Genomic DNA, 26,335 nt, shown 5'->3' with positions numbered 1-26,335 from the left:
TCTCGATCGTCTTAGCTATACCTAGACAATGGAGTAGAGCTGATGAGCCTCAAAGATAAGAATGTCGTCGTCACCGGCGGCAGCCGTGGTCTTGGCTTGGGACTGGTCGAGGCCCTGGTCGCGCACGGCGCCAGAGTGACGATCATTGCCCGCAGCGCCGATGCCCTCGAGTCCGTCCGCGCCCGGCTGGGCGTCGCCACGATTTGCGCCGACGTGACAGACGAGACCGCCGCCCACCGCATCCTTACCGAGGTCAGCCCGGACATCCTGGTGCTGAACGCAGGCGCGAAGCCGCGGATGGGGCGGTTGGACCAGATGAGCTGGGCGGATTTCACGGTCCCATGGGAACATGACGTCAAGGCCGGGCTCTATTGGCTGCAGGCGGCGCTCAAGCTGCCGCTCAAATCCGGAAGCCGTGTCATGGTGATATCGAGCGGCGCGGCCGTGGACGGATCGCCGATGTCGGGTGGCTACGGCGGCGCCAAGCGCATGCTGTGGTTCATGGCCAAATACGCCAACGGCATCTCGGAGCAAAAGGATCTCGGGATTCGCTTCCAGGCGATCGTGCCGCAGCAAATGGTCCGCGGCACCGGGGTCGGCGACACCGGCGCCGAAGCCTACGCAGGCGCCATGGACATCAAGCCGGAAGAGTTCGTGGCCCGCTTCGGCGCGCCGATGCCACCCCGGGAGTTCGGTGAGAAAGTTGTTTCGGTGCTGGACGACCCGAAATATGCCGAAGGCTTCGCCTTCGGGCTCAAAGGCGATACGGGAATCACCATGCTCGAGGGAGCAGTAGCTTGAACACAGGACGATCTTCGCCGAACTCCGACACCCGGGCGGAACTCTTCACCCTGGTCGGCGAACTGCGACCAGAGTTGCACCGCTATTGCGCTCGTCTGATGGGATCGGTCATCGACGGCGAGGACGTCGTGCAAGACACACTGATCCGGGCTTTGGTGGCGCTGCAAGAGTTGGACGAGACGCCACCGCTTCGACCCTGGCTGTTCCGGATCGCCCACAACCGCGCCCTCGATCTGCTACGCGGCCGGACTGTGCGCACGGCCGAACCGATCGATGCCGCCTCAGACATCGCCGACTCGACCAACCCTGATCCATTGGAGATGCTGATGCGCCAAGAAGCTGTCAAAACCGCAGTGTCGCGCTTTGCGGAACTACCCATCCTGCAGAGGAGCGTCGTCATCCTGAAAGATGTACTCGACGAGTCGCTGATAGAGATCGCCGCCCTCCTCGACCTCACGGTCGACGCCGTGAAGGGCCATCTGGCGCGGGGGCGCGCGCATCTTCGGGAGATCAACGCGCAAGCCAGCCCGCTTCCAGACGCGCGGTCGGTGTCCGCTGAAACGGCGCGTTATGTTGCGCTCTTCAACCAGCGGGACTGGGACGGTTTGCGGGCGCTCCTCGCGGATGACGTGAAACTTAAGCAGTCCGCGTACCCGCTTCGCGTCGGAGCGGCGGACGTTGGTTTGTTCTTCACAAACTACGCCAAGAGCAGCGGCGTGTGGCTCGCCCCAGCCTGGCTCGAGGGCCGGGATGTAATCGCGGTCTTCGAAGACCGCAGCGATCCAAAACCCAGCTACATGATGTGGCTCGAGTGGCGCGACGGCCTAATCAGCTTCATCCGCGACTACTACCACGTCCGCTATGTCGCCGCCGACGCAGAGTTGTCGTGGGTAGCCGGCAAGATCGGCAAACTTTGACGCAAGGTAAAAGGACAGCCCTAGTTGGTGCGGGCGTGCTAGTTCACCGAGAGCACCCGACGCCCAAGGGGCGTTACTCCACGCACTCCAGGCATCCATGGGTAATCCTGTTGAAAGAAATAATTAGCGACGGTGTCGATTCGGCGTTTCACCATTCGACTAGGTACTGTGGACCGGTGCGCCTCCGGCTGCCGTAAAAATAACCCGAGCCGTTTTGATTTGCGATTCTCCATTCGTCTAGTTATCAACAATTAACTTAATTCCGAAAGGAAATATCATGATGAAACTCTACGGATTTGCCGCCACCCGCTCACTTCGCGCGCTGTGGGCATTAAACGAACTCAATGCCGAATTCGAGTTCATACCAGTCAACCTCTTGGCCGGCGAACAGCACCGCCCGGAATTTCTCCGCCTCAACCCCGCCGGCAAGGTGCCGGTGCTGGTCGATGGCGATATGGTGCTCACCGAATCGGCAGCGATTGTCATCTACCTGGCTGAGAAATATCCTGATAAAGGGCTGCTTCCCGCCGACCGCAAGCAGTTAGCTCAAGCGTATCGCTGGGTGATGTTTGCCATGACTGAACTTGAGCAGCCGTTGTGGCGCATCACGCGCCACACCTGGTTGTACCCGGAAGACAAGCGCTTACCCGAAGAAATCCCTCGCGCCAGCCAGGAATTTGTTGCCATGGCGACCATATTAGATAAGCACATGGAAGGACGGCAGTTCATTGTCGGCGACACCATCACCGTAGCCGATTGCGTGACTGCGTACCTGATGGATTGGGCCAATGAGTATCACTTGATCGACCAACACCCTCAACTGCGCGCTTATCTGGACAGAATGTACGCGCGCCCCACTGCTCCCTTGCGGATTGCCGCGGCGTTTGCCAATCTTCAAACTGAGAAATCGACATGAAAATATACTGGATCAAAGCACAGGCGCCGCAGCGCGTACTGGCGCTGGCCAAGCATCTCGGCGTCAAGGCGGAGTTTATTGAAATCGACGTGAAGGCCGGCGGGCTCAAGACAGCTGCATATGCAGCGCTTAATCCCAACATGAAGGCGCCCACCCTGGTCGATGGCGATTTTGTGCTGTGGGAGTCTTCGGCCATCATGGCCCATCTTTGCATCAAGACCGGGTCGGACATGTGGCCTGCGCATAATCCGGCTGAGCAAGTCCAGGTGCTGCGCTGGCTGTCCTGGAACGATTGCCACTGGTCGCCCGCCGTCTCGCCGTTTTATTTCGAACATATCGTCAAGGCGACATTCGGGCTCGGAGCGCCGGACAGCGCGTCGCTGAAAACCAGCGTAGCGGATTTTGTGAAATTCGCAAAAGTCTTGGACGGCCACCTGGCGGACCGTACCTTTGTGGCGTGTGAAAGGCTTACCATCGCAGACTTCCAGCTCGCCTCGATGGCGACCTACTGGCGGGAATCGGAAATGCCGCTGGAGGCGTTTCCCAATATCGTTCGCTGGATCGACGTGTTGACACGTATTCCGGCGTGGGCCGATCCTTGGCCAGCTAAGTCGCTGGCTCCGGGTAATCACGAAATTCAGTTGGCAACGTCATCGATCGACAACTTGGCGCGATAATGATGTGCATGGCCCGTATCATTTCGCAACTGGTAAATTGCATTAATTCATTTTTCCCACACTTCCAATTCGGAGCATTCTGAAATGACGCTGGCCCTCTATGCCCACCCGTTCGCCTCCTACTGCTGGAAGGTGTTGATTGCGCTTTACGAGAACGACACGCCCTTCACCTTCCATGTGGTCGACCTTGGCGATGCAGCCTCGGCGGCTGAACTGGGACGGCTATGGCCTTTCAAGAAGTTTCCTGTCCTGCTTGATGGGGAGAAGCCGGTAATCGAATCCACGATCATCGTCGAATACCTGGATCTTCATCATCCGGGTCCGGCGCGGCTGCTCCCGCTTGATGCGGCGGCTGCGCTCGATGTGCGGTTTGCCGATCGCTTTTTCGACAACTATGTTCACACTCCGATGCAGGCGATCGTCGCCGACGCGCTACGCAGGGAGAAAAGCGACGCCGATGCGGTGGCGCGTGCTCGCGCGAACCTCGACACGGCGTATGCCTGGCTAGAGCGCCGGATGGAGAAGCACGAATGGGCGGCCGGTGATGGTTTCACCCTTGCCGACTGTTCCGCGGCTCCGGCCTTGTTCTACGCGGACTGGGTTCACCCCATCGGCGATGCTTTTCCTAACGTGCGCGCCTATCGGAATCGCCTGAATGCACGGCCGTCGGTTGCACGGACGATCGATGAAGCACGTCCCTATCGCCATTTCTTTCCGCTTGGCGCTCCGGACCGCGACTAGCAAGGCCCCGTGCTCTAAGGAGAAGGAATTACGAAATATCGATCGCGTCCAGCCGGCGCTGCAGGTAGACCCTCACAGCCGGGTGCGACGAGAGGCCGATGGCCTGGCGGAAGGCCGCCTTGGCAAGTTCACGCATGCCAAGGGAAGCGCACACCGATGCTCTGGAAGCCCAATAGGGTTGATAGGTAAGCATCCGTTCGTCCTGCCCCACCTCGTCAAGAAGCGACAATGCAGTCGCCGGACCATCTCGCTGCGCGATCGTCATTGCGCGATTGAGCCTCACCACTGGCGACGGTGAAACTAGCGCCAGCAAGTCATACAGCTGGACAATCTCATCCAAGGTTGCCGCGCCGCCGAGACGGCGCGCTATCTGCGCCGACTGGATCGCAGCCTCAATCTGAAACCTGCCGCTTCTTGGATCCTGGTTGGCCGCAATAAGCAGCTTGGTGGCAGCATGGATCATTTGGGCATCCCATTGGCTGACATCCTGCTCGCTGAGCGGTACGAAGTCGCCGCGGCCGTTGGTTCTGGCCGCGCGGCGCGCCTCGGCATACAGCATCAGCGCAAGCACGCCTTTTGCCTCCGGCTCTTCAGGCAGCAAGCCGACGACTACGGCGCCTAGCCATAAGGCCTCTTCCGCCAAATCAACTCCGGCGGCATTGTCGGCGTCTGACCAACCCTTGGTGTAGGCAGTGTATACGGCATCGAGCACCGCTTGCATCCGCTCGGGCAGCTCGCTGCGATCCGGGATCTGAAATTCGACGCCATCCTTCTTTATCCTTGCCTTCGCACGTACCAATCGTTGACTCAGGGTGCTCGGCGGGAGCAGGAAGGCCGCAGCGATTTCGGCAGCGGAAAAGCCCAACACGGTCTGCAGCATGAGCGGGGCTCGAATGCTTGGCTCGATGCCGTCATGCGCGCAGGCAAAGAGCAGCGCAGTCCGTCTATCGGGCATCTCGTCAATCTCAGGCAGTATCTGGTCCGACAAGATGCGAATCTCCGCTGCGAAGCGGTCGCCGTCAACCAGCCGACGGATCCCATCGACTTGCCGGCGTTTGGCCACCGCATGCAACCAGGCCTCCGGCCGCTCGGGGACACCGTCCACCGGCCACTGCCGCAGGGCGGCCACAAAGGCTTCCGCCAGGGAATCCTCGGCGGCGGCGACATCACCGGTGCGCGAAGAAAGATAGGCAATCAGCCGTCCATAGCTCTCGCGCGCAGCCCGCTCGGCTGCGCGCTGGGCCGCGCTGTTTTGCGGCGACGGCGTCATGGCGACGGCAGCTCCATGATCTGTCTCAATTCGACGCTCCCCCATGTCGCCGCCGGGCATCTGGTCGCCCAAAGCCTGGCGTCGTCAGGGTCTTTGACGTTGATGATGAAGTAGCCGCCGGCCTGCTCCCGGGTATCCGCATAGGGTCCGTCATGGACGCGGATCTGCCCGCCTTCCGTCGACACGGTGCAAGCCGTGGTGCTAGGCGCGAGGCCATTGGTCTGGACGAAGACGCCGGCCTTGATCAAGGCGTCTCGGTAAGCGTACATCTGATCCATGTACTTCGCCATTTCGCCAGCTGGAATGGCCGCTCCTTTGGCTTCGTCGGCGTAGAGTGTCATCAGGAATTTCATGTTGCAAGTCCTCAGTTGTTTACCGGCAGAGCCCGGCAACCTATGTCGTCAGAAATACGCCACTTTCGACACACCGCATCGTCAATTTGGAAATTTCCGAAACTGCATGATTTACGAAAAAAGCATTTCCCTTGCTCGATATAGGCCAGCAGTGTGCCATTGCCTGACGGGGCCGTTACAACAGCTATGCCTTGATCGCCTCAATCAATGCTCTGAGTCCGGCAGACTGGTGCCTGCGGCTTGGGAAATAGAGGAATAATCCTTCATCGACAACACACCAATCATCGAGACAACGTTTGAGTCTGCCATCGCGCAGGTAAGGCGCGGCGCGGTCTTCCCAGATGTATCCGAGGCCCAAACCTCGCGCCGCGGCATCCGCCATCAATTCTTGGCTATCGACCGTTAGCGCCCCCGTGACCTCGACCTGAACGCTTTCACCGTTCTTGAAGAATTCCCAATTGAAGATCGTTCCGCTGGGAAATGCATATCGGATGCAAGTATGGCTATGTAGATCATGGGGCGTCAAGGGCGGCTGCCTGCCTTCGAAATAGCTCGGCGAACCCACGACGGTGAAGCGGAACTTCGATTTGATCCGCACGGCAATCATGTCCTGCGATAGACGTTCACCGAAGCGGATTCCCGCATCGAAACCTTCTTCCACGATATCGACCAGGGTGTCGGTGGCCACGACCTCCAGCTTTAGTCCGGGATTGCGCTTCAGCAGCAGCTCCATCGCGTCGCCGAGTACATAGGGAGCAATCGAGTTGGGAACATTGATCCTGACTGTACCGAAAGGCGTGGCGCGGAAGGAGTTCAACTCATCCACGGCTGCCCGCATATCCGAAAATGCCGGCCCCAGCCGAGCAAACAGCATCTCCCCTGCTTCTGTCAGCGAAACACTGCGCGTGGTGCGATGAAAAAGGCGTACTCCCACCCGGGTTTCCAGGCTGCGTATCGAATGACTTATCGCCGACGCAGATGTGCCTCGTTCAGTAGCTGCCTGGCGAAAGCTTAGATGCTTCGCCACGACAGCAAACACGGCCAGTTCGGCAAGCTCGGTATTTTCCATTGATGAACACTATTCAGTATTGTACGAAATATTGGCTACTTTATCATATCAATTCCAAGTTGCAGAATAGCGTCCAAGGAATGAACGGAATTTTCTTTTTCCCTTCCTTAGCCCTCAACTTATTGATTATGGAGAAACAAATGAATACTTCCCTCTCACCCCAAACTCTTTCCGGAAAAGTCGCGCTGGTCACCGGCGCAAGTTCCGGCATCGGCCGCGCCACCGCCATCGAACTCGCCCGCCGTGGCGCCAAAGTGGTCGCCAGCGCACGCCGTCGGGCCGAAATCGATGCGCTCGTCGCCGAGATCAAGAAGGATGGCTACGAAGCGTCGGCTGTCGTCGCCGACATCAATATCGAACAAGATGTGATCGATCTGGTTGCCAGGACGATCTCGCTCTATGGTCGGATCGACGTTGCTTTCAACAATGCGGGTACCGAAGGTGAGTTCACACCCTTCGTGGACCAGTCGAATGAAACTTATGACACGATTTTCAACGCCAATGTCCGCGGCGTCTTCTGGTCGATGAAGCATGAAGCGAAGGCAATGCTGCTGCAAGGCGGCGGCACCATCGTCAACAATGCATCGATGGGTGGCGTGATCGGCTTCGCCAATGCCGGCCTCTATATCGCCAGCAAGCACGCGGTTCTCGGTCTGACCAAGACGGCGTCGATTGAATTATTCAAGCAGGGCGTGCGCGTCAACGCCGTTAATCCCGGCATCATCGACACCCCGTTCCAGGACCGCATCTGGCCGAGCACCGAGGCGAAGGACACCTTCGCAGCCTCGACCGTTCCCGGCCGTGCCGGCAGGTCCGAAGAGATTGCTGCCGTCGTCGCCTTCCTTGCCTCGGATGACGCCTCGTTCGTTTCCGGTCACGGCCTGCTCATTGACGGCGGCTATTCCATCGCCTGATCACCAGACAATCAGCGAAGCAAACAGGTCAAACGGTCATAGAGTAGAGCCGAGCTACCTGTCAGACTGCTTACCGAGAACTTCGACACCGACGGCGTTGCGCGACAGCCGCTGGTTTACGCAACCCAATCAAACTGGATGAACTGCATGACTATTCATTGGAAACCTCGGTGCCTGCTGGCGCTGACCTTCACTGCCCTCATTGCCACGACGCCCCTGGTTCTCGCGCAAGACGGCAATCTGCCGGCGCCGGGTGTCGGTTCGACACCGGCGGAACCACCGGCGTGGATACGTCGCGGGTTGCCTGGCGCTGGCCATGCGGCGATCGCGCCGCTGGTCGGCACATGGCATGTCCAGATGGGTATCTACGGCACGTTGGGGCGCCGGGACGACGAACCGCCCATTACGTCTGACGACATCGTGGCCCGGCGCGAATGGGTTGCAGGTGGACGCTATCTGGAGGATACCACCGAAGGCAGCCTGGAGGGCTCACGCTATTGGCGGCGTGGCTGGCTAGGCTACAGCAATATGGACCGGCGCTATGAGTGGGTCACCATTGATGCCGTCAACTCCGAGATGATGAGCTATGCCAGCAGCACCGGCTCCGGCCCGCAGACCGCCATCAGCTTAACCGGCGTATTCACCGACCAAGGCGTGGCTGGCGAAGCGTATGCCGGCAAGTCGATTCCCATGCGCACCGTGATCCGCATCGAGAGCAACGATCGCCACACGATTGAACTGTACTTCACGCGCCCAGGCGACAAGGAAAGGCTTGCAACGCGCGCGGTTTACACCCGTACAGCCCCGTGAATCCGCAGGCCAGGGCTCAAACCGCGCTACTCACGCTGGCGCTGAGCGCGTTCGTCTTCGGTACGGCCGAGTTTGTCGTCGTCGGTGTGCTGGATCTTGTCGCGCGCGACCTGGCGATACCAATCGCCACCGCCAGCCACCTAGTGATGGCGTATGCCTTGGGCATCGCCATTGGCGGCCCCATTGCCACCGCGCTGACAACGCGGTTCGAGCGCCGCTTTGTGCTGGCAGTGGCGCTGGCGGTGTTTGTCGCGTCCAACGTCGTCATCATTGTCTCGCGCCATTTTGGCTTGCTCGTGCTGGCGCGCTTCGTGCCGGGCGCCATGCACGGGCTGTTCGTGGGGGCGGCGTCCGTCGTGGCCGCGGGATTGGCGCCAGCCAGGCAGCGCGGACAGGCCATGTCCATGGTGTTTGGCGGCGTCGCCGTTGCAACCGTGCTGGGCGTGCCGCTGGGCACCTGGATGGCGCAGGCGATGGGCTGGCGGGCGGCATTCGTGGGCGTAGCCGCACTCGCTGCTCTGGCGTGGGCCGCGACACTGGTGACCGTCCCGCGTCACGATGCTAGGCCCGCTGTCGGTATCCTGGCGCAGGCGCGCGCTGCGTTTGCGCCGCGCGTATTGGCACTGCTGGCCGTGGCGGCGCTGCTGATGGGCGGACAGTTCAGCGTCTTCACCTACATCGCGCCGTACCTCAAGCAAGTCACCGGGGCGACGGACAAATCAATCGCCGTCTATCTCTTGGTCTACGGTGTCGCCAGCGCGGCGGGCATGTTCGCTGGCGGTCGTCTGGCGGACCGCAACGCGAGCGCCACTATTGTGGTCGCCAACGCCCTGCTGCTGGTCGTGCTCGGCGCACTTTACTTGTTTGGCTCCGGGGCATTCATGGCGATGCTGATTTTGGCCGCCTGGGGTGTTATCGGTTTCGGCATGGTTCCGGCCATTCAGATTCGCGTGGTCGAGCTGGCCGGGCGCGGCGGCGACCTTGCCGCTTCATTGAGCGCCTCCGCCATCAACGCGGGAATCGCGGCCGGATCTTTGATGGGTGGGTGGGCGCTGGTGCGGTTTGACGTGAACGCGGTTGTGTTGGTAGGATTGGCACTGTGCGTGCTGGCCCTGCCGGCCGCCTGGGCGACACGCAACTTCGAGACGCCGGCGCCGTCGGCATCGGCGCAGCGTCCCGACTTCCAACCCCAACTTCTGAATCGAGTCGCCCAGCCCGATGACTAACCGCTTTCAACCCATCGCCTCAAGTCGAACGCCAGACCATCTGAGCCCAGTCCTTCAGGACTTGAGGCTAACCCGCGCGTCCTACTGCCGAACCGATATGACGGCCCCTTGGGGCGTGGCGATTCCGCGGCAGGACGGCGTGTGCCTGCATTTCGTCGTCGAAGGCGGTTGCTGGTTGCGCTTGCCGTCCCAGGAACCGGTCTGGATCGAAACAGGCGACCTTGCCTTCTTACCGCGCGGCACGGGCCACGCCATCGCGGATGATCCGAACTCGGCCGTGCGGCCGCTGCAGGAATTCGAGCAGGATGCCATCGGACCGACAACTCACAACATGCGCGCGGGAGGCGGTGGCGCCCGTGCGCTAATCGTGTGCTGCGCCGTCGAATTCGAAGAGCCGGCGGTGCACCCACTTACCGAATTGATGCCGGAGCTTGTCGTGCTGCGCAGCACCGATCCAACCGACCCTGCACTTCCTACCCTGCTGTCGCTGATGGCGGCCGAAGTGGCAACCCGCCGCATAGGGTCGGCGACGGTGATGGCACGTCTGGCTGACGCGGTCGTGACGCATCTGGTGCGAGCCTGGGCCGAAGCGCAGGATGCCGACCCGAAGGGCTGGTTGGCTGGAGTCCGGGACCCTCGTATTGGGCGAGCCGTTGCCGCCATCCACCGTCAACCCGGCCATCTATGGTCGGTGGGGTCGCTGGCGCGTATCGCCACGCTTTCGCGCTCTGCGTTCACCGAGCGCTTCACCGCTGCCGTTGGCCTGTCGCCGGCGCGCTACCTGGCGCAGTGGCGCATGCACATTGCAGGCACCTGGTTGCGGCATGGCCAGCTGACCGTTGCTGATGTGGCGCAGCAGTTGGGCTATGAATCCGAAGCCTCGTTTAGCCGCGCCTTCAAGCGCCTGCATGGAGTACCTCCCGGCACACTGCGTGCTCAACCCTCCGATAAGACATTTCAAGCTCTTGACAGCAAATGACAGGAAGAATCGCGACTATCCTGCGTGTCGTTATCTGAGGAGTGACGCATTGGTTGCCAAAAACGGCGGCGTCTCCCGAGGTGATCTGCTGCAGCGCTAGCCCCCTGCCCTCAAAGCATCATGATCCTGCACGTTTGGCGTCGCGTTCTTTAGTAAATGCAGCTTCATTTTAGGCATCGTGCAATACACTGGCCAGATCGGGACGGCGCCGTGACCTATTGTTCCACGCACCGAGCCTGATAATCACGAATTTTCTGGGCATTCAAGCGCAAACGCTCCTGCCTTGTTCGCTCAGGTGAAACAGTCTGGCCAGACTCCACGTAATCAAGGCGGCGCTTCTGGCTGTCGAGATCTCGTTTTACGCTATCGAGCCGGGCCTTTTCCTGCGCGCATTCCAATTCCTTTTTTTTAACCAGCTCCGCACCGGCAGCTTGGGTACGGGTCTGGGCGTTCACAGAAAGTGCTAACACGCACAGCATCAACAACCAAGAGTTACGCATAGCACCTCCATTGACATGAACACGAAAAATTTTTTAAGGCAAAAATTACAAATTGGAAAGGATAAAACCGCTCTCAGTGGAGCGGGGCGAGGAGCGTGAGGTGCATCTGCCCCGCCCGACTACCTCCTTCGCTTCTGGGACGATCACGGTCAAGGCTACCGAGATTTACGCATTGCCGGCAAAATATATTGCAATAAAGCATGTTACTCTTGGCATTTCCAAATTACCAATCATTTGAGGACAATATGCGTATAGCGCTCGGTATCGCAGCATTGGCAATGCTAATTGGACTTTCGGGTAGCGTTTATGCCCGTGGTGGTGGGCATTCGTCATCCCACTCTTCATATTCATCCCATTCGGTTCCAAGTTACAGCTCAAGCCACACAGTTCATGGTTACACGCGCAGTAATGGGACACACGTTAATTCGTACCATGCTACCAACCGCAATTCCACCAGAAACGATAACTACGGTACCAAGGGCAACGTAAATCCATACACCGGAAAGGCCGGTACTAAACCCCGCGACGGCCAATAATTATTTGCGTCTTATTGAAGATCGCATTTAAATACTTCAGATTCGAAATCCTTTACCGATAAGTCAAGCAGCTAAAATTCGCAAAAAAAAACGGCTCCGCATGGGAGCCGTCAATGATTCGTACTATCGCCCAGGCTTCAGGGCTCGATCCGGCTGATGCGCGTTGCCCAGTTGGTCAGGGCGACGCGGCTTCCGCCGCAACTGAACAGTGCTGCAGGATCGGTGTATTGCGCCAGGGTGCATGCATGCGCAATGTATTCGTTGGCTATCCAGATATCGTTGCCGTCAACTGCTGCTGCGCCATAATCGCCCCACCGGCTGCGCGGTGTTCCAAAGGCGTTATAGGAGCCGAATTCGTCGTCGGGCCCGAGTCCGTTTGCAATGACCTTGACCGATTCGCCTCGATGTCCCTGGTCGCGGCTGAAATGGATATAGCCGGCGCTCGGATAATGATCTGCGCCAGCCACGGTGAAGCCGATCACTCCCTTGCCGTTAGGCAGAGCAGCAATTGCCGGCCGCGTGACGCTGTTGCCGGCAATCGCCAACTGGCCCTGCTTGACTACCGAGGCGCTGGCGAGATTGGCCGAAACGGATGGATTCAGCACGTAGTAGGCAATCCCGGTCTGTTCCTGGCCGGCGACATTGACGACGGTGTCCAGCGCGCCGTATAAGCGGTCGCCGGTGAAAAACACCTGCTGCATGCGCGAATCGTTTGGATCGATTGCTACCAGCGTTTCCGGGACTGCCGGCTGCACTGCGGTCAGATAATTCCAGCAGCCGACGCCGGCAGGCGTCACCAGGCTGCGGTCGTTCAGACAATCTCGCAGCGGGGCGCTGCCGGGTTTTTGCGGGATCGCCGGTGGTACGCCATAGGTATTGACGTTGACGACGTTATGCAAAAGCGTCAGAGCGGGCGCTGCATCGTCCAGCGACTTGGTATTGCCGATAGCCCACACCCGCAGGCGATTATCGTTGCCGGAATTGGAAAACACCGCGACCGAACTCAAGAGATATTCGGTACCGCGGTTGCTCCGTTCAAAATCGCCGGCTGGAGATACCGCCGGCCATACGGTGAAGCCCGGATTGCCGTCCAGCAGATAATCGGCGGTGTCCAGCTGCACTACTTGAATCGAGGCGGCGCCGCTGATCAGCGCCTTTTTCGAGATTGCATAGATCTGCGCACTGTTGAATCCCCCTGAAAACGGGAATTCATTCGTTGTCAGGTAGATGCCATGGGCGTCGGCGCCGATGTGCGGATAGTCGCCTAGGCATGGGCAATTAGGATGCTGCGGCGAGCCCTGTGTACCGTCATCCTGTGCTGCAATCTTATACACGGTCCAGCTTCCGAGCGGATCGGCTGACGAGCTGACCGCGAGGTCCAGGTGATTGCTGCCTGTCTGCGCGCCTGTGGCAGGATCGGTGTCCAGCGTCAGCACCAGGTGAAACCAGCGCCTGACGTCGGGATCGAAATAGCAGGCCGGGTCGGTAATCGAAGGTCCGAAAACTCGCGGACTGACCTGGCGGTTAATTGCCGGCGCATAGCCATAGAATGTATTCAGCGCAATATCGCCGCTCAATGCCACGCCTTTGCGGTTATAGATCTTCATGACGTCATTTAGGGATTCCATGACGTAGCCGTTGCCGGCACAGAGCCCCTGGTCCGGCGGCTCTATGGAAAATTGGTTGCCGTTGTTTGCAAGGCGCTGGTTGCGCGAGTTTTCGCCGTCAAAACTGACTTCTACGCGGCGGTCTGGCGCATCTTTGTTCAATGCTTCTGCCCACTCCCCTTTTCCCCGCGCCGTGGCGATACTGCGGTTTATCTTGAACTGCGCCACGCGCGCGAGCACGCCAGCGGTGCTTTTCGTTCCGCTGGTACCGGCAGCCGTGGGGCCGTCCGCGAGATTGGGCACGTTCGAAAATACCGGCGATGTTTCGGGTGACGACAAGCCATCGACGCCGACCGTAGTGGCTGGAATCTTCACCGTGCCGCTACTGGCTATCTGCCTTGTGACGGTGGCGCCGAATGCCGAGCCCACGGTAAAGCAGGCGAAGCTGAGGATTAATCCAAATCTACTAAAATTCCGATTCATTTTCTTCTCCAAAAATTGTCATTTTTGAACCTCTTGAGGGTAAAGAAAAAACCTTACTTTGCAGATTGCAACTGCCCGGCCAAAAGATGGTTTCTTGCGAAAATGCTTGTGGCCGCACTCGGCTGCGTTAAATCAAGATCAACTCGGACTGGGGATATTTCAGAGACAGGCGTTTTACCCAAGATCAGCGCTTGGTTGCCAATTGGTATAATTTTCCCCGTGGAAATTATATATAGGTTTCTTCGCGACATAGCACATATTTTGAGCATGTCGAAAGAGCATTGATATTGATCGAAGCGGCAGCGCGTGCGCCAATCTCGGCGTTGCAAAGATGGGAAACGATCGGATATTCGTCGCAGGATTAGCAGGCTCGCGAGACGAAGTTAGCGGAAAGCCACTACAAATTCCGCCCCCGGATCTTTGTCATGATTGACGATCAGATTCCAGTCGTGAGCAAACGAAATTTCCTTGCAGATCGACAGCCCCAGCCCCGCACCTTCATCGCGCCGGTTTTCGCCGCGCCAAAAGCGCTTGAACAGCCGCGGCAGGTTGTCCGGCGCGATCCCCCTGCCATGATCGCGAATGGAAATATAGTCGGAAGTAATGGTGATGAGCACGCCTGTCCCGACCGGGGAATGATGGAGGGCGTTTTCCAGCAGGTTTTTGACCAGCACGAACAATGCCCCGCTGTCAGCCATGGTCACCACTTTCTCCGGCGGCGCATTGCAAAGGATGAAAACACTCAAGCGATCCGCAAGCCGTCCCAGATGCTCGACCGCGCTTCTTGCCACTTCGACGACATCCACCTGTTCGAATACAAAGTTTTTGCGGTCGCTCACTTCAGCCAGATGCAGCAGCTGATGCACTTGGCGCGCCATGAAGTCGACGTCCTTCAGAAGCAGTTTGCGATCGGCCGCGCCGTCGAGTTCGATTTGCCCGCGGATCAGCGCCAGCGGCGTCTTCAGTTCATGGGCAACGGTCGCCAGGAATTCCTGCTGCAGGCGATAGCCCAGCTCCAGGCGCCCTAGCGCTTTGTTGAACGCATCTATCAGCGGCACCAGCTCGGCTGGCATATCCGCCGTGGGCAAGCGGAAATCCAGGCTGTTGGATTCAAGCAGGCTGGCGGCGTCCGATGCGACGCGCAGCGGGCGCAGCGCGCGGTTGAAGGTAAACCATACGACGATGGTAAACACCAGGATGGCGATAATCGCGGCGATACCGGAGGCGGCCATGAAACTGGCGCTGTCGCTGCCGATGATGGCCTGGTGCATGCGCTCGCTGCGCGCAACCTGGATATAGAAGGTTTTTTTCTTGCGCGAAACGGCTTTCGTAAATACGTGCAATCGCAATCCCGAGCGGGACAAGACCAGGTCGGTCGCGACCGCGCTTTTCGGGTCGAACCGCGTGCCGGCGGCAAACAGCGGGATCATGACGCCGTCGGAGGCGAGCAGGACAATGCCCTGGTCGTCCAGGATGCGGTAGATTGAATCCAGTTTCAAGGCTTCGTAAAGCAGCTGCATTTTTGGACTCAATGCTACTGCCGACAAGCTTCCCGAGGCATCAAAGCGCATGCTGTCCGCGATCTTGTCGGCATTCCTGAACATCTCTTGGCGGAACAGCAACTCGGGCTCCCACTGGTAGGTCGCGGCCAGGAAGGCGGTTGCCGCCACGGTGATGATCACCAGCGTGGCGGCGGTAGAGGCAATCAGCTTTTTTGCCAGGCTATACGGCATCGTCCATTTCCTGCAATGCAAAACCATAAGCCCTGACGTTGGCGATTTCGACGACAGAGTCGATAGCCTGCAGCTTGCGCCGCAGGCGGTGCAAAGCCACATCCAGCGCATTCGGGGTGACCGCGTCGCCGACGCCCCAGGCGGCCATTTCCAGGGCGCTCCGGCGTACCGGCTGGCCGCCGGCCCGGACCAGGCTCAGCATCACCTGCAGCTCCGAGGGCGCCAGCGACACCGAATCCTCGCCGTTGCGCATGCTGCTCAATTCCGGCGACACCTGCAAGCCAAGATAGGCCGGGACCAGGCTTTGCAATTGCGGCGGACGCCGCATCAGGGCGCGCACCCTGGCGACCAGTTCTTCCATTGAAAACGGCTTGGGCAGATAGTCGTCGGCGCCAGCTTCCAGTCCCGCCACCCGGTCGTGCAGGGCGTCAAGCGCGGTCAGCATCAGGCACGGAGTCAGCACGCCCTTGGCGCGCAGCTTGCGCAGCAGGTCCAGGCCGTCGCCATCCGGCAAGCCGCGGTCGATCACCAGCGCCGCATACGGGATGCGGGCAAAGCCGTCGACCGCATGGTCGATACGGCCATAGATATCGACTTCCACGCCGACCCCGGCCATAGCCTGCCGTATCAACTGCGCCATGCGCTCGTGGTCTTCCAGCAGGCCGATTCGATTCATCATTCTTGCTTAAAATTTATAAAGATAGCCCACCCGCACAGTTGCCGCCGACGACTTGTCGACTATCGGACTGTCCTTGACGCCGCTGCCGCGCTGCAGGTCGCCGACGTCCAGCGTGATCATTTGATTGCGGGTCAGCGGATAGTCCGCGCGCACGCCAAATTCAATATTAGCGGTCGATTTGCCAGTATAAGCCGCCCGCTCGGCGGTAGCTTCGCTGGCTTTGACGCCGTAGTAATAATTGACATACTTGCTGTCCATCCAGGTCGTGCTCAGGTGCGGCGTCAGCTGCAACCCTGCCATCGCAAACGAGTGCTCGACGCCAAGCTTGACCGTATTGCCCTTGGTGCTGCCGGCGGTCAGCCATTCCAGCGACAGCTTCGCATAGGGATTATCCCAGCTGCCGGCCACCCCGCCCCAGGCGCTGCCCTTACGTTCGTCCATGCCCCGCAGTGCATTGGAATCGCTGCCCTTGTAGCCATCGTTCAATGCATATTTGGCACGCAATGTGAAGCTGAACTGGTCGACCGACCCCAGCTTGACATCAAGCGTATTGCCAAAAAAATGGACCCAGCGGTTTTCATACAATACCAGCGGCAGAACGGAAACATGATTGCTGACGCCGCGGTAGGGCCTGCTTTCAGAACCGAGGCCGATGCCCAGCCCCCATTGGGAAGCGTCGGCGGCATGCGGCTCCTCGGTCAATGCCGTATCAGCATGACTCATGCTTGCCGCGGCGCTAAGCGTCGCTCCGATCAGCGCTGCCGAGGCCAGTCGGCAGGTAAACTTGAAATGGTGCATGTTGACTCCACAAGAGGATTGAATGATCTGCTGCTGGGAGGCATGTTCCACCATAAGCTCTTACCGCTTACTTACTGGCGTCTTGCAAGCTGAAATATTTTGACTGGGCCAGGCAAGTTGACAAGCCTTGGTTTGAAGGCAAGCGAGGCCCGCAGCCGGTGAGCGAGCAGCGCCAAGCTGAACGGCTTTACAGTGAAATCGGCAAGCTGGAGATGGAACCGGACTGGCTTAAAAAAATCCGGGATCGACCTGCCCTGATGCCGTCGACACGGATGGTCGCGAACCAAGGCGTCCCCATGGTTCGGCAGGTCACTACATTCTGTCTAGTTGCCATATCGCAGCCCGCCAAAGGAAGCTGGCTCCTTTGGCGGGCAGATGCATGGCTTATGGATGTCCGAGTGTACTGGCATCGGTCCAGGTGTAGCCCAATCCTGTAATACCCTGAACTATGCTTTGGAAATCGCTGAATCCGGTGGTGACCAGCGGCGCCAGCGACGACTCCAGCCAAAATGGATGAAAGAAGAAAGATGCAAATCCATCCCTTACCACCAAAGCATATTGGGCATTCAGATAAAGATCATGCCAGGTGTAGACCACGTTTGAATACGGATCGATAGTGCTGATGTTGTATTCCATGTCCCCCAGATTTTCCGGCACAATCCACTGGCCGTAGTAGTCTTGCTTGATGACGTAGGGGAAAAACTGTCCAACTGCAAAATCCTTGCCCTGGGCCAAGGTGAAGTTAGGGGTGTCGGAGGTGTAATACACGGCGCGCTGATAGGTTGTCTTGAATACCTGCGGTATAGCCTTCGTGGTCAACGGCGATGACTGGTAGTGCGGGGTCTCCCAGGCAAATGGCGTGTAACCGTTATTCTGGAATTCTGCCTTTCCCGCCTGGAGGCGTCCCAATGCCCATGCAGTCGAATCTTCGGCCACCGGGGTATTCGCCACGGCATTCCAGAATTCAAAATCATCGGCGCTGACCCCTGTATTCTTGTTCCGCATCGAATCGTATTGATGGGTATATCCATGCATTAGAACTTTCCCGCCTCGCGCCAGCGCGTAATTTAACGATCTCTTGAGCGTCCCGGCCTGCGACAGCGGCACTTCTTCCGCAACCCCGCCGTTGTATACACCTAGCGGGTCCATGTAATGCGGGATGGTGGCAATCGAAAATGGAATGTGTTTGCCCACCAGATAGTCCGACAGCGTTTTCATTGTGCCGTAATCCACCAACGCATCGACATCTTCCAGCCGTACCAGAGCTTTATGGCTTACCGGCTGATTGTCAGCGAAGATGTCATGCAAGATATCGCACAGGACCAGATAGCGGTCCCGCGGGCCGATGTATGACAATGGCAAGTCGGCGAAGTACCAGAAATTGCCGGAGCGGATAATATACGGCGCCTGCACGGAAGTCTTGCTGTTTGTAATCGTTACCAGTGTCTGTGCCTTGGTCGCATCAACGATCTGCGTGATCCCGACGTCGGGATCGGCGCTCACGGTGTTGCTCGCAGGATCGTAGGCATAGTACTTCACCATCGACTTACCCTTGTAGGAGACGGTATCGAAGAAACCCGGTGTCGGGTTGTTCGAACTGGGCGGCGCATTCAATCCCTGTAAGCCGCTAAAGCTGAATCCGTAATGGGTATTGAAGTTGTACGCCGTGTTCCATGCGAACTGCCACAGGTTGTATTTGAACCAGACGACGGTTTTCTGCGTGGCATTGACATCGTTGAGAAATACAGCCGGAATCGGATTGTTGTAATACGATCCCAGATAGAAAGTGGCCTGATAGGACTCGATTTTTCCGGCGCTATAGTTTTGTATCGACACCAGATCAACGGTGCTGTTGAAATGTCCCATCAGATTGCGCAGCATGATGGCGTAGGCAAATCCCAGCTTCTCATACTGATCGGGGGAAGGGGCATCGTACACAATCAATACTTTTATCGGAGTAGTCACTACCTGCGCACTTGCCGGCGACGGGCTAAGCATAAACAGTCCGGCGATCAGCACAAAAATAGTCGCAATCTTTTTCATGATTGGCCACCTGCTTTTCCGGTTTGTTTAAGCTCTTCATCATCTCTGGACTTATTTTTCTTGACGTCGCCCTTATGATGATGACCGTGCTGTATGTCTTTGCCAGGCACCTGGCCCGGCGTGATCACCGTGTCAAAAGCTGGTTTCCGAGGGGGCGCAATGTTGACATCGCCGGCATTGGCTGATGCTGCAAAACCAATGACCGCGCCGATGCCAGCCGCGAGAATATGCGACCGCATTTTATGTGTGGCTTTCATGATTTTCTCCCATTGAAGATGAGTACTTGAGCGCCAGCCCTCCCCTTTAAATCGGACTGGGATATCGCATCCGGACACTAGCAATGCAAATTTTGAATGCGGGATATTGCTGACTGTCCCGCGCGACATCGCTGTTTGATTCCGCGGGCGTCAAGACAGTGCAGATAAAATGACGAGGAACGGCTAGCAATCGACCTGCATCCGAGGGATTTTTTGACAGCAATCATGATCCGTCTTTCTACGATGCAATCTCGGGATGAGGTAAAAACCGCGCTGATTCTTTCTTATGGGAACGTTCGTCTTCATGCTACAAAATGTTAGCTTGAAGTATAGGCGAAGGTGCTATTTTAGCTAGCAGTCCATGCAACATCTTGCACAAAAATCGTGGCCGATATTGTTGTTTTCCGCCGAGTAACAGACCTGCTTTTTTCCAAGATAAAATTTGGAGTATGCTCGTCATGACGGCAACACCTGCACGCCTGAGTTTCACAAATTGATGACGAGAAAGCGGGCTTGTTGCTGCATCCAAATAGAATGCCGACTGGAAAATATAGCGCGCCATTTTTAACATGGAAGCCGGCTTCCAATAATTCCAAGTCTGGCGCCATGCCACTACCGCAGGTTGAGAATTGGTTGGCTGGACCAGAGAACAATAGGAACATGGGCGGCTATTTCAACAGAATTATCGGCAAAAAAATGCGCCGCCATGGCGCGCGTCTGCCCGCGCTCGCCAGTCTGGCTTTATTCATGCTGTTATGTGCCTGCGCCGCATACTGGCGGATGAAGCTGGTCGAGCCGCCGCTACCTGCGCTTGCGCCACCGCCGCAAGCAGAGGCGCCACAGATTGATATTTCCCAGGCGGCCGGATTGTTTGGCGATCATGGAAGTGTGGTTGCCAGCAACTACCGGCTGACGGGCGTGGTGGTAGCACAAAATGCCGCGGAAAGCGTGGCTATCCTGAGCGCAGAGGGCCAGCCCGCGCAAGTGGTCCGGGTTGGGCAGGAAGTGCAGCGGGGGACTAGCGTCAAGGAAGTGCGTAAGACCTATGTGCTGTTATTGGAAGGCGGCATTCTCAAACGGCTGATCCTGCCTGAGCATGCCGAGACCAAACCGGAGATAGCGTCAGCCGCTCTGCCTGCAGCGCCGGCGCTTCTGCCCGCGACGCCACCTGGGGAGCCGGCGGCTCTACCTGCGGCGCCTGCAATCCCACCTGCGGCGCGACCCGGCAAGCCGCATCATGCCGGCCGCTAGCCAATTTTTATTAAGTTAAAGCACAGCATTTATACAAGCAGCGCTTGTTATAAAGATTTCTATTGGCAGAAATTACATTCATCCTATAAACTGACTTGAGCGTAACAATGAATAACAAATAATTACAGTCATTCTCGCGGCAATGGCAACATTGCATGTCTGATTCATAAGGGGGACTTATGAAAATTCTCTCCATATTCGGCACCCGCCCGGAAGCCATCAAGATGGCGCCTGTACTCAAGAGTCTCGCATTGGAAGCAGAAATCGAGTCCCTTGTCTGCAGCACCGGGCAGCACCGCAGCATGCTGCGCCAGGTAATGGACGTTTTCGAATTGCAGACCGATTTCGACCTGGACCTGATGCTGCCGAACCAGACGCTGAATGGCCTGAGTTCCCGCCTTTTCGCGGCGCTCGATCCCTTGATCGAGCAAGTAAAGCCCGATCGCGTGCTGGTGCATGGAGACACGACAACGGCAATGGCGGGCGCCGTCGCCGCCTTCCATCGCGGGATTCCGGTTGCGCATGTCGAGGCCGGATTGCGTACCGGTAATTTGAAACAACCCTGGCCTGAAGAGATGAACCGCAGGGTGGTCGACGTCGTCAGCGACTTGCTGTTTGCACCGACTGAAGGATCGAAACAAAACCTGCGCAGGGAAAATCTGGCCGGCAAGGTCTATATTACCGGCAATACGGTGATCGATGCCTTGATGGCTTCCAGTACGCGGATTTCGCTTGACGACGAATTGCGCAGCAGGCTCGATGCGCAATTCCCCTTCCTCCAATCGGGCCGCAAAATGCTGCTGGTTACCGGCCACCGGAGGGAAAATTTCGGACCCGGCTTTCAGAATATCTGCACGGCGCTGGCCGAGCTGTCTGCGCGGGCGGATATTGAGATCGTCTATCCGGTGCATCTCAATCCCAATGTGCAGCAACCGGTATCGGCCGCCCTGTCCCATCTGCCCAACGTACATCTGATTGCGCCGCTGGATTACCTCTCGTTCGTACGTTTGATGCAGCGCGCGCATGTGGTTCTCACCGACTCCGGCGGCGTCCAGGAAGAAGCGCCGTCCCTGGGCAAGCCGGTGCTGGTGATGCGCGACGTCACCGAAAGACCGGAGGCGGTTCTCGCAGGCACGGTCGAACTGGTGGGCACCGAGGCGGAGCGCATCGTTACGGCTGTCCACCGGCTGTATGACGACGATGCCGCATGGAGATCGTTTGCCCAACACCACAATCCCTACGGCGACGGCTACGCCTCGCAGCGCATCGTGGCAGCCCTGCTTGACCGGACCGTATCGGAATTCGCCGCGAAGCCGGAAGCAGTGCATCAGTTCGCGGCAGATGGTCGCGAGGATCCCGTGGTTATCTAGCTTCCCATGTCCTGGGGTTTGGTTCGATTGTAAAGTCTTCTTACATGGATTTTTCCGGGCGCCATGACAACTTACTGGCTACATTTCCTTGCCGATTACTATGCGTTGCTGGAACTGACCACCGGCGTTGTCGCGCTATTGTTTCTGGTGTCGGCGGCCGACGACCTGTTTGTCGACGCCTGGTACTGGACCCGCCAGGCTTACCGCCAGCTGACCAGAACCCGCACCTATCGGCCGGTCACGGAGCGGCAACTGGAGGAACACGCCGAGCAGCCGCTTGCGATCATGGTGCCGGCGTGGCTAGAGTACGATGTGATCGCCCAAATGATCGAAAACATGGTGACGGTTCTCAATTACCACAACTATGTGGTTTTCGTCGGAACCTATGTCAATGACGCACGCACCATAGCAGAGGTAGAGCGGATGCGTCGTCGCTACAAGCAATTGCATCGGGTCGAAGTGCCCCATGCCGGCCCTACCTGCAAGGCGGACTGCCTGAATTGGATCATCAACGCGATTTTCCTGCATGAAAAGAAGCGCGGTTATCAATTTGCCGGCGTCATTCTTCACGATAGCGAAGATGTGCTGCATTCTCTCGAACTCAAATTCTTCAATTACCTGCTGCCGCGCAAGGACATGATCCAGCTTCCCGTGATGTCGCTCGAACGCAAATGGTCCGAGTTGGTGGCAGGAACCTATATGGATGAGTTCGCGGAGTCCCATGCCAAGGACATCGTTGTCAGGGAAAGCATCAGCGGCATGGTGCCTTCGGCTGGCGTCGGCACCTGTTTTTCGCGGCGCGCCCTGCAGGCGCTGGCCAACGACAATCAAAACCAGCCTTTCAACACCGACACCCTGACCGAAGACTATGACATTGGCGCGCGTCTGGCGAGCATAGGGATGACATCCATATTTGCCCGCTTTCCGGTCCACTTTTCGGTCAACCGCAAGACATGGTTCGGTTTCGGAAAAGAGCGCCAGGTCACGCTCAAGATGCCCTTATGCGTGCGCGAGTATTTTCCCGACCACTTCAAGACGGCCTACCGGCAAAAAACGCGCTGGGTATTGGGCATCAGCCTGCAAGGATGGGCGCAAATCGGCTGGCGCGGCTCGCTTGCAAACAAGTACCTGTTGTTTCGGGACCGCAAAGGCATCGTCACCGCCCTCGTCAGCGTTCCTGCCTATCTGTTGCTGTTGCAGTTCCTGCCGTTCTGGATCGCCGACCATTTCGGATTCTGGAAGCTCGCCTCCGGCTCGCTGCTGGAATCGCAAACATGGCTCCATTATGTGCTCTACGCCAACCTGACCGCACTGGCGCTGCGCGCCTCCCAGCGCGTCTATTTTGTCAGCCGCTTGTACGGACCTGTACATGGATTGCTTTCCGCGCCGCGCATGGTGGTTGCCAATTTCATCAACTTCGTGGCGGTGGCTCGGGCCTGGAAATTGTTCCTGGCGCACCTGCTGTTCGGGAAGCGCCTGGCATGGGACAAGACCATGCACGACTTCCCCTCCGACGACCGGCTCATACGCACACGCCAACGCCTCGGCGAACTGCTGGTTTCCTGGCAAGCGATCACCGAGGACGACATGAAAAAGGGATTGCAGGAACACGCGGAGATACACCTTCCCCTTGGGCATATATTAGTGTCCCGCGGTTATATCGACGAAGAAACCCTGGCCGAAGCAATCGCCTTCCAGTCCGATCTGTCGCGCGCCGAAATCAGGATCGCGGCCTCCTTGCCCGCCCCGGTATCGCTTGATATGTGTGTAAGGCTGGGCGCGATGCCGATCGGGCAGGACGCCAATGGCAAGCCGATTGTCGCAGTCGGCAAGCCACTTGCCGAAGATGCGCTCAGGGAGCTTGCCTCGGCCTTTGGCACGCAGCCCGTACAGCATATCGCGCGGGACAGCGAAATAGTCTCCGGATTACGCCTGGCCTTGGCCGAAATGCATGCAAAATCCATCAAAAGACAATTTAAAGGTGCCTCGCTCCTTGGCGAACTGCTGATCCAGAATGGAAAAATCACGCGAGAAGCGCTGGAACAGGCGATGCAGCACTATGTCTCTCCGCAACATGGACGCATTGGCGACTATCTCGTCGGTCGCGGGCTGGTGTCGCGCGACATTATCGAAGAAACTGTTCAGCAGCAAATGGCCTTGCTCAGATTAGCATTGGGAGTGGCATGAGAAAATACCCGGTTTCGCTCCATTTCCTGGGCAGCAGTCTTGTTGCCGTCGCCTTGCTTGCGGCAACTAGCGCCGGCGCCGCGGAGCGGCCGCTTAGCGGCCAGGCATATCGGATTGCCGATGAGGCCTACAAGGCTTTTGCACAAGGAGAATATGATATCGCGGCGGCAAAGGCGCGCCAGGCGATCCGCTTGCGGCCGGATGTCGCGCGCCTTCGCGACCTGCTGGAAAAGGCTGAGCTGGCGCGTCGCACGGTGCAGGCGCAGCTTGCCTTCGACGCCTCCGCGGCGTCTTACCAGGCGCTGGAGCGCCGCGACTTTGCGCAGGCTGTAGAACAGGCGCGCAAGGCTGTCGATTATCTGCCCGCCCTGCCCGCATTTCACATCGCCCTGATCAATGCGCTGGTCGCGGACGGGGAACTGGAGCAAGCAGAGCAGGCAGCCTCCGACACGATCAAGCCGGAAACGCCATCGAGCGAAGCGCTGCTCCTGCGCGGCGCCATACGCCAACAACGCGGCGCTGTCGAACCAGCGCAAGCAGACTTCGATCAAGCCCTGTCGAACGCCGCTCCGGCTGCACAGCGCGGCATCCGGCTGGTGGCTGCCGACGCCGCCTTGGCCAATGGCGATCCGCAACGGGTGCTGCGCCTGCTCGAACCACTGCAAGGCGGCGAGGACAAGGAAGCGGCGGCGCGGCGTGCGCTGGCGACCGTGATGCTTGGCCGATCCGCCCCGGTGTTCAGCTTCCCGCTGGTCAGTTGCACCTCAGGACCGGACCTGGTCTCGGCGTGCGACATCAATCCCGGCACGGCGTCCGCGGATCCCGGGTTCCTGCTTGCAGATCAGGCGTATCGTGCTTTCGCCGACAAGAACTACGCGCTGGCAAGCAGCAAGGCCGGCGCAGCGACCCAATTGTCTCCCCACGATCTTGGCTATCGCCGTTTGCACGTGCAAGCGCTGAGCGCGCAGGGATCGCTGGCCGAGGCGGAACAAGTTGCAAGTACTTCCTTGACCGACTTTGGAAACGATGCCGACATGCTGCTGGCGCGCGCCGATATCCGAAAACGCCGCGGAAACCCGGTTGCTGCCCAGGCTGATTATGTCGCCGTGCTGAGCGCCCCGGACAAAACGGCCAGGAGCGAGATCGCGGCACTGGTCGGGCTCGGCCGCAAAGAAGATGCGCACCAGCGCCTGGCAGCGGCAGCCCGCTCTCCGGAGAAAGGATCCGAACTCGAGCTGGCCTATCTCGCCCTTCAGGCGGGAGATAACCGGGATGCGCTCGATCTGTTCAGCCGCGCGGAGACGCAGGGCACGCTCACCGATGCCGCCCGCCACGACGCAGCCTACACCGCCGCCCGCCAGGGGCGCAACGAACAGGCAATCGGCTACCTCAATCGGACCGTCGACGCGGCCCAGGCAGGCCATCTTGCGCTGGATGCGCAGCAGGTCTACGATGTGCGACGCGAAACTGCCGACCTGGAGCGCCGCTGGGGGATACGCGCAACGCTGAGCGATAGAGGCGTTGCCGCGGCAGGAGTCGGGGTGCCGCATGGCGGCACGATCGACGGCACGGACATCGCCGCTGAAGCATACTGGCGTCCGTTTGGATTGCAGAACGGGACGCTGGTGGAAATCTATGGCCGGCTCAACGAAACTTTAAACGGCGGATCGGGTGTCCGGACCGGATCCGCTACGGCCCAGGCAGCGCTCGGCGCGCGCGTGAAACCGTTCAGCGAGGTCAACGCCATACTGGCGCTCGAACGCCTGGTGCCGCTGGGGAACGCTACCAGCGGCGACTGGCTTGCCCGGGCGGGTTTCTCCTCGGATGCAGGGCTGGATTTGCACGCGGATCAAGCCAGCTGGCTGAGCACGCACGTGTATGCCGAAGCCGGGCATTACTTCCAGCATCCGCAAAGTTACGCCACCCTTGAAGGGCAATTGGGGCGTAGTTATCGACTTGGCGCAAGCGGCTCGACCTTGGTCCTGTTTCCGCACCTTGTGATGGGCGCAGACTACGATTCCAGCCTGATTGAGCACGACAAAAAGGCATTCGGAAGCGGCGTCGGAACCAGCATGCGCTACTGGTTCCGGCAGGATTACTATAACGCGCCGCGCTCCTATGCCGACCTGTCGCTGCAGTACCGCTGGCGCATTGCCGGCGACAAGCGGGCCGAAGGCTGGTTCATCCGGCTCAGCGCCTCGTATTGAGCAAGCGATGC

The 26,335-nt window shown here is 58.6% G+C and carries 24 protein-coding genes; 13 read left to right on the top strand and 11 right to left on the bottom strand.

Features of this window, described 5'->3' with window-relative positions:
* The first annotated feature begins 42 nt into the window (after positions 1 to 42).
* From BCF11_RS24240 to BCF11_RS24220, 5 genes are all read left to right on the top strand, one after another.
* Positions 43 to 801: an SDR family oxidoreductase gene (locus tag BCF11_RS24240; RefSeq protein ID WP_098497004.1), complete on the top strand. Its 759-nt coding sequence runs from the start codon at positions 43 to 45 to the stop codon at positions 799 to 801.
* Entirely contained in the window at positions 798 to 1,718 is a 921-nt protein-coding gene (locus BCF11_RS24235; protein ID WP_098497003.1) for a sigma-70 family RNA polymerase sigma factor, read from the top strand. The genes BCF11_RS24240 and BCF11_RS24235 overlap by 4 nt, the downstream gene beginning before the upstream one ends.
* Positions 1,719 to 1,998: 280 nt before the next feature.
* Positions 1,999 to 2,634 carry a glutathione S-transferase family protein gene (locus BCF11_RS24230; RefSeq protein WP_199111219.1) on the top strand — a complete coding sequence of 212 codons (636 nt, stop codon included), beginning with the start codon at positions 1,999 to 2,001 and terminating at the stop codon, positions 2,632 to 2,634.
* The gene (locus tag BCF11_RS24225; protein ID WP_098497001.1) at positions 2,631 to 3,311 is read left to right on the top strand and encodes a glutathione S-transferase family protein; all 681 of its coding nucleotides are present in this window, start codon (positions 2,631 to 2,633) and stop codon (positions 3,309 to 3,311) included. Before BCF11_RS24230 ends, BCF11_RS24225 begins: the two co-directional genes overlap by 4 nt.
* An 84-nt stretch (positions 3,312 to 3,395) precedes the next feature.
* Positions 3,396 to 4,052: a glutathione S-transferase family protein gene (locus BCF11_RS24220; protein ID WP_098497000.1), complete on the top strand. Its 657-nt coding sequence runs from the start codon at positions 3,396 to 3,398 to the stop codon at positions 4,050 to 4,052.
* A 28-nt stretch (positions 4,053 to 4,080) separates the two neighbouring features.
* On the opposite strand, the gene BCF11_RS24215 is transcribed toward BCF11_RS24220, so the two are convergent.
* The 3 genes from BCF11_RS24215 to BCF11_RS24205 form a co-directional block, all read right to left on the bottom strand.
* A complete protein-coding gene (locus BCF11_RS24215) occupies positions 4,081 to 5,322 on the bottom strand; it encodes an RNA polymerase sigma factor (protein WP_098496999.1) in 1,242 nt (413 codons plus the stop codon).
* Positions 5,319 to 5,663, bottom strand: a complete 345-nt coding sequence (locus BCF11_RS24210; protein ID WP_199111026.1) for a YciI family protein — start codon at positions 5,661 to 5,663, stop codon at positions 5,319 to 5,321. The genes BCF11_RS24215 and BCF11_RS24210 overlap by 4 nt, the downstream gene beginning before the upstream one ends.
* Before the next feature lie 196 nt (positions 5,664 to 5,859).
* The gene (locus tag BCF11_RS24205) at positions 5,860 to 6,744 is read right to left on the bottom strand and encodes a LysR family transcriptional regulator (RefSeq protein ID WP_098496997.1); all 885 of its coding nucleotides are present in this window, start codon (positions 6,742 to 6,744) and stop codon (positions 5,860 to 5,862) included.
* Positions 6,745 to 6,884: 140 nt separating this feature from the next.
* Here BCF11_RS24205 and BCF11_RS24200 point away from each other — a divergent pair, with 140 nt between their 5' ends.
* From BCF11_RS24200 to BCF11_RS24185, 4 genes are all read left to right on the top strand, one after another.
* Positions 6,885 to 7,658, top strand: a complete 774-nt coding sequence (locus BCF11_RS24200; protein WP_098496996.1) for an SDR family NAD(P)-dependent oxidoreductase — start codon at positions 6,885 to 6,887, stop codon at positions 7,656 to 7,658.
* Positions 7,659 to 7,805: 147 nt separating this feature from the next.
* Positions 7,806 to 8,468 carry a DUF1579 family protein gene (locus tag BCF11_RS24195; protein ID WP_158229273.1) on the top strand — a complete coding sequence of 221 codons (663 nt, stop codon included), beginning with the start codon at positions 7,806 to 7,808 and terminating at the stop codon, positions 8,466 to 8,468.
* Positions 8,465 to 9,694: an MFS transporter gene (locus BCF11_RS24190; RefSeq protein ID WP_098496994.1), complete on the top strand. Its 1,230-nt coding sequence runs from the start codon at positions 8,465 to 8,467 to the stop codon at positions 9,692 to 9,694. The genes BCF11_RS24195 and BCF11_RS24190 overlap by 4 nt, the downstream gene beginning before the upstream one ends.
* Positions 9,687 to 10,673, top strand: a complete 987-nt coding sequence (locus tag BCF11_RS24185; RefSeq protein ID WP_098496993.1) for an AraC family transcriptional regulator — start codon at positions 9,687 to 9,689, stop codon at positions 10,671 to 10,673. The genes BCF11_RS24190 and BCF11_RS24185 overlap by 8 nt, the downstream gene beginning before the upstream one ends.
* A gap of 215 nt (positions 10,674 to 10,888) precedes the next feature.
* On the opposite strand, the gene BCF11_RS24180 is transcribed toward BCF11_RS24185, so the two are convergent.
* The 8 genes from BCF11_RS24180 to BCF11_RS28090 all read right to left on the bottom strand — a co-directional run bounded on the left by BCF11_RS24180 (position 10,889) and on the right by BCF11_RS28090 (position 19,880).
* Positions 10,889 to 11,173 (bottom strand): hypothetical protein, encoded by a 285-nt coding sequence (locus BCF11_RS24180; RefSeq protein WP_098496992.1) that lies wholly within the window; start codon positions 11,171 to 11,173, stop codon positions 10,889 to 10,891.
* Positions 11,174 to 11,846: 673 nt separating this feature from the next.
* The gene (locus BCF11_RS24170) at positions 11,847 to 13,799 is read right to left on the bottom strand and encodes a hypothetical protein (protein ID WP_143751448.1); all 1,953 of its coding nucleotides are present in this window, start codon (positions 13,797 to 13,799) and stop codon (positions 11,847 to 11,849) included.
* Positions 13,800 to 14,182: 383 nt separating this feature from the next.
* Entirely contained in the window at positions 14,183 to 15,532 is a 1,350-nt protein-coding gene (locus BCF11_RS24165; RefSeq protein ID WP_158229272.1) for a cell wall metabolism sensor histidine kinase WalK, read from the bottom strand.
* On the bottom strand, positions 15,522 to 16,208 hold the full coding sequence (locus tag BCF11_RS24160; RefSeq protein ID WP_098496989.1) for a response regulator transcription factor: 687 nt from the start codon (positions 16,206 to 16,208) through the stop codon (positions 15,522 to 15,524). Before BCF11_RS24160 ends, BCF11_RS24165 begins: the two co-directional genes overlap by 11 nt.
* Before the next feature lie 9 nt (positions 16,209 to 16,217).
* Positions 16,218 to 17,009: a MipA/OmpV family protein gene (locus tag BCF11_RS24155; protein ID WP_098496988.1), complete on the bottom strand. Its 792-nt coding sequence runs from the start codon at positions 17,007 to 17,009 to the stop codon at positions 16,218 to 16,220.
* Positions 17,010 to 17,393: 384 nt separating this feature from the next.
* Positions 17,394 to 19,052 (bottom strand): DUF2334 domain-containing protein, encoded by a 1,659-nt coding sequence (locus tag BCF11_RS24150; protein WP_098496987.1) that lies wholly within the window; start codon positions 19,050 to 19,052, stop codon positions 17,394 to 17,396.
* The gene (locus tag BCF11_RS27825; RefSeq protein ID WP_143751445.1) at positions 19,049 to 19,309 is read right to left on the bottom strand and encodes a hypothetical protein; all 261 of its coding nucleotides are present in this window, start codon (positions 19,307 to 19,309) and stop codon (positions 19,049 to 19,051) included. Before BCF11_RS27825 ends, BCF11_RS24150 begins: the two co-directional genes overlap by 4 nt.
* Positions 19,310 to 19,616: 307 nt before the next feature.
* Entirely contained in the window at positions 19,617 to 19,880 is a 264-nt protein-coding gene (locus tag BCF11_RS28090; protein WP_158229271.1) for a hypothetical protein, read from the bottom strand.
* Positions 19,881 to 19,969: 89 nt separating this feature from the next.
* Here BCF11_RS28090 and BCF11_RS24140 point away from each other — a divergent pair, with 89 nt between their 5' ends.
* From BCF11_RS24140 to BCF11_RS24125, 4 genes are all read left to right on the top strand, one after another.
* Positions 19,970 to 20,560 (top strand): type II secretion system protein N, encoded by a 591-nt coding sequence (locus tag BCF11_RS24140; RefSeq protein WP_158229270.1) that lies wholly within the window; start codon positions 19,970 to 19,972, stop codon positions 20,558 to 20,560.
* Positions 20,561 to 20,739: 179 nt separating this feature from the next.
* Positions 20,740 to 21,930: a non-hydrolyzing UDP-N-acetylglucosamine 2-epimerase gene (gene wecB, locus BCF11_RS24135; protein WP_098496984.1), complete on the top strand. Its 1,191-nt coding sequence runs from the start codon at positions 20,740 to 20,742 to the stop codon at positions 21,928 to 21,930.
* 63 nt (positions 21,931 to 21,993) lie between these two features.
* On the top strand, positions 21,994 to 24,117 hold the full coding sequence (locus BCF11_RS24130; protein ID WP_098496983.1) for a glycosyl transferase family protein: 2,124 nt from the start codon (positions 21,994 to 21,996) through the stop codon (positions 24,115 to 24,117).
* Positions 24,114 to 26,324: a bacteriophage N4 adsorption protein A gene (locus BCF11_RS24125; protein ID WP_098496982.1), complete on the top strand. Its 2,211-nt coding sequence runs from the start codon at positions 24,114 to 24,116 to the stop codon at positions 26,322 to 26,324. Before BCF11_RS24130 ends, BCF11_RS24125 begins: the two co-directional genes overlap by 4 nt.
* Positions 26,325 to 26,335: the final 11 nt, after the last annotated feature.

The sequence above is a fragment of the Collimonas sp. PA-H2 genome (assembly GCF_002564105.1).
GTDB lineage: Bacteria > Pseudomonadota > Gammaproteobacteria > Burkholderiales > Burkholderiaceae_D > Collimonas.
The sequence above is the reverse complement of the archived record's forward strand: the minus strand, read 5'-3'. Positions and strand labels throughout refer to the sequence as shown.